We start from the raw sequence: 3,833 nt of genomic DNA, 5'->3' as shown, positions 1-3,833 counted from the left end.
GACGACGCTGGGCCCTCCCCCCACCCCGGCCCCGGCCGCCACCGCGCGCCCGCAGGGCACCCCCTCCGCGCGCACGGTGACGCGCACGCTCGCTGACCGGGTCACCGGCTGTCTGATCGGAGCGGCCGTCGGCGACGCGCTCGGCGGCCCGGTCGAGGGCTACTCCCCCGAACAGATCGTCGAGCGCCACGGCGGCCGGGTCTCCGGCATCGTCGGCCCCTGGAACGACAACTGGCGCACCGCCCGACCCATCGCGCCGTACCACAAGGGCGACGGCCATGTCACCGACGACACCTTGATGACCCATGCGCTGATCCGGGTGTACGAAAAGGTCCGCGACCATCTCGACGCGTACGCGATCGCCGACCATCTCGTCCCCGACCTGATGACCGTCCCACGCTGGATCCCCGAGCTGGAGAGCGAGGCGCTGCTGCTCCAGCGGCTCTTCCTCGCCGAGAAGTGGCTGGTCACACGGCTGCACTACGGGCATGTCGACCCGCGCGAGGCGGGCACCGGGAACATCGTGAACTGCGGCGCGGCGATGTACATGGCGCCGGTCGGGCTGGTCAACGCCGCGCATCCGGCCGCCGCGTACGCCGAGGCCATCGACATCGCGGGCGCGCACCAGTCGTCGTACGGGCGGGAGGCCGCCGGGGTGTTCGCGGCCGCGGTCGCCGCCGCCTGTCTCCCGGACGCCACAGCCGCGACCGTCGTCGAGACCTGTCTCCGCCTCGCGAAGGACGGTACGCGCGCGGCGATCGAGGCGGTGTGCGACGTCGCCGCCCGGCACCGCGACACGGGGTCGGCACTGCGCGGACTGCGCGAGGCCGTCGCCCCCTTCGACACGGTCGGCCCCCACTACCGCAGCCCCTCGCTGGGCGCCCGCCGCCCCTCCCGGCTGCACTCCATCGAGGAACTCCCCATCGCGCTTGGCATGTTGCTGATCGGCGGGGGCGACTATCACCGTACGGTGCTGGGCTCGGTCAACTACGGCAGGGACTGCGACTCCATCGCCACCATGAGCGGTGCGCTCGCCGGGGCGCTGGGCGGCGAGGCCGCGATCCCGGCGGACTGGGCGCACCGGGTGGCCGACGCGAGCCGCCTCGATCTGCACGCCCCGGCGCAGGCGCTGACGGAGGTGGCGTACGAGATGTTCATCAGGGACACGGAGCGGCGCCGGGCGCACGAGTCGGCGTTCCGGCGCCTGACGGACGACCGGCTGAGCGACGTGCCGGACACGCCGACCGCGCCGGACACCCCGACCGCTCGGAACACCCCGGCCCCGTCGAACACCGCGGCCTCGCCGGACACGCCGGCCTCGTTGAACACCGCGGGCGAGACCGGGCACCGCGCCCCGCACGACGCACAGCACGCGGAGATCCGGCCGGCGGCGGCCCGATGACGGACCTCCGTCTGACCTGGGTGCAGCCGGAGGATCTGGTCGGCCACGAACTGCGGCAGGCCGAGGAGGACGGCCGCGACGCCAAGGCCGTCGCCGACCGCTGGCACACGGCGGGCGGCCCCGTCACCCCGCCCCGCACGGGCGCCTCCCCGGCGCCCGCACCCCCGCGTCTGCGCGCGCTGGCGGAGGAACTGCTCGACGAACTGGCGCGGCTCCCCTGCCCCCAGGAGCAGTACGAGCCGACGGAGCTGGCGGCGATCACGTCCCTCTGCCCGGGGTGGCCGGCCGCCCGCCCCGGGCCCGGCGACGGACCAGCCGCACCCGGGGCCCGTACCGAAGGCACCGCACCCGCCGCGCGGGACCTGCCGTACGGTACGGCCGCCTCGCCGGGCCGGACGTACGGTACGCCGAGCGCGGCCGGAAACGGTCCGGCAGCCGCCGGCCGTCTCACCGTCGCCCGGCTCCATGCCGCCTGGCTCGGGCGGGCCGCCGGCTGTCTGCTCGGCAAGCCCGTCGAGAAGCTCCCCCTCACCGGCATCCGCGCCCTCGCCCGCGCCACCGGCAACTGGCCCCTGCGCACCTGGTTCACCGCCGAGGGCCTGCCCCCCGGACTCGCCGACGCGTACCCCTGGAACCGGCGCTCCGCGCCGACCTCCCTCGCCGAGAACATCGACGGCATGCCCGAGGACGACGACCTCAACTACCCGCTCCTCAATCTGCTGCTCCTGCGCCGCCACGGCCGCTCCTTCACCACCTCGGACGTCGCCCGGGTCTGGCTGGACGAGCTGCCCGCCGGCTGCACGTTCACCGCCGAGCGAGTCGCGTACCGCAATCTGCTCTGCGGGATCGAGCCGCCCGACACCGCCCGGTACCGCAATCCGTTCCGGGAGTGGATCGGCGCGGCGATCCGCGCCGACGCGCACGGCTGGACGCACCCCGGCGCCCCCGGGGCCGCCGCCGCGCGGGCGCACCGGGAGGCGACGCTGACCCACACCGCGAACGGGGTGTACGGCGCGATGTTCGTCGCGGGCATGATCGCCGCCGCGGCCGGGCCGTACATCACCGGCCCCGAGGACGTACACACCTGTCTGCGGGCCGGGCTGTCCGTCGTACCGCCGGGGTCCCGGCTCGCCGAGGCCGTGCGCTTCGGCATCGGAGCCGCCCGCGGGCAGGAGGACTTCGCGGCTGTCGTCGACCGGATCCACGCCGCCTACGGCCACTACCACTGGGTCCACTCCGTACCCAACGCCGCACTGCTCGCCGCCGCGCTCACCCATGCCGACGGCGACTTCGGCGGCTCCATCTGCCGTGTCGTGTCCGGCGGCTGGGACACCGATTCGAACGGCGCGACAGCCGGTTCCGTCACCGGGCTGCTCGCCGGCGATCCGGCCGCTCTGCCCGAGCGGTGGACGGCCCCGCTGAAGAACCGTCTCGCCACCTCCGTCGCCGGTTTCGACGGCATCGGCTTCGACACGCTCGCAGAACTCACCCACAGGGAGGCTCTCCGCCCATGACCGGCATCGTGGTGCTCGGCAGCACCAATATGGATCTCGTCGCGTACGCCGCGCGCGCCCCGAAGCTCGGCGAGACCGTCACCGGCCGGAAGTTCCGTACGGTCCCCGGCGGCAAGGGCGCCAACCAGGCCGTCGCCGCGGCCCGCGCGGGCGGCGAGGTGGCGATGATCGGCGCGGTCGGCGAGGACGAGTTCGGTGAGCGGCTGCGGCACACCCTCGAAGCGTCCGGCGTCGACACGGACCTGCTGCGCACAGTCGAGGGCCCCTCGGGCACCGCGCATGTGGTCGTGGACGACGAGGGGAGCAACGCGATCGTCGTCGTGCCCGGCGCCAATGGCACCGTCACCCATCTCGTCCCCGGCGACGAGACCGTGATCGCCGCCGCGGACACCCTGCTGCTCCAGCTCGAACTTCCGCTGAGCGCCGTACGGGCCGGCGCCGGGGCCGCGCGCCGCCATGGCGTACGGACCGTCCTCACCCCGGCGCCCGCGCAGCCGCTGCCGCCCGATCTGCTCGCCTCGGTGGACCTGCTGGTACCCAACGAGCACGAGGCGGCCACCCTCACCGGGATCGCCGACGCCCATGGCGCGGCCGAGGCCCTGCTGCGGCAGGTCCCCGAGGTCGTGATCACTCTCGGGGCCGCGGGCAGCCTGTACGCGGCCCGGGGCGGCAGGACCCTCGCCGTGTCCGCGCCCGCGGTCGAGGCCGTGGACACCAGCGCCGCCGGGGACACCTTCGTGGGCGCACTGGCCGTGGCCCTCGGCGAGGGCCGGCCGATGCCCGACGCGATGCGCTGGGCCTCGGCCGCCGCCGCGCTCTGTGTGCAGCGCCCCGGGGCGTCCACCTCCATGCCGTACCGCACCGAGATCGAGGCCTGATGACCGCGCCAGCCCCCATGCCGGCCCCCGGCTCCGTGC

General features: G+C 75.0%; 3 protein-coding genes. All 3 read left to right on the top strand.

What is annotated here, in order from left to right; genetic code table 11:
- Positions 1–76: 76 nt before the first annotated feature.
- From WH07_RS29290 to rbsK, 3 genes are read left to right on the top strand one after another with little or no spacing between them, the layout of a single operon-like run.
- The gene (locus WH07_RS29290) at positions 77–1,402 is read left to right on the top strand and encodes an ADP-ribosylglycohydrolase family protein (RefSeq protein ID WP_232789098.1); all 1,326 of its coding nucleotides are present in this window, start codon (positions 77–79) and stop codon (positions 1,400–1,402) included.
- A complete protein-coding gene (locus tag WH07_RS29285; RefSeq protein WP_046506451.1) occupies positions 1,399–2,916 on the top strand; it encodes an ADP-ribosylglycohydrolase family protein in 1,518 nt (505 codons plus the stop codon). Before WH07_RS29290 ends, WH07_RS29285 begins: the two co-directional genes overlap by 4 nt.
- A complete protein-coding gene (rbsK, locus tag WH07_RS29280; RefSeq protein ID WP_046506450.1) occupies positions 2,913–3,794 on the top strand; it encodes a ribokinase in 882 nt (293 codons plus the stop codon). The genes WH07_RS29285 and rbsK overlap by 4 nt, the downstream gene beginning before the upstream one ends.
- Positions 3,795–3,833: the final 39 nt, after the last annotated feature.

It is taken from the genome of Streptomyces odonnellii (genome assembly GCF_000981895.1).
Lineage (GTDB): Bacteria > Actinomycetota > Actinomycetes > Streptomycetales > Streptomycetaceae > Streptomyces > Streptomyces odonnellii.
This window is presented reverse-complemented; position numbering and strand designations above follow the sequence as displayed.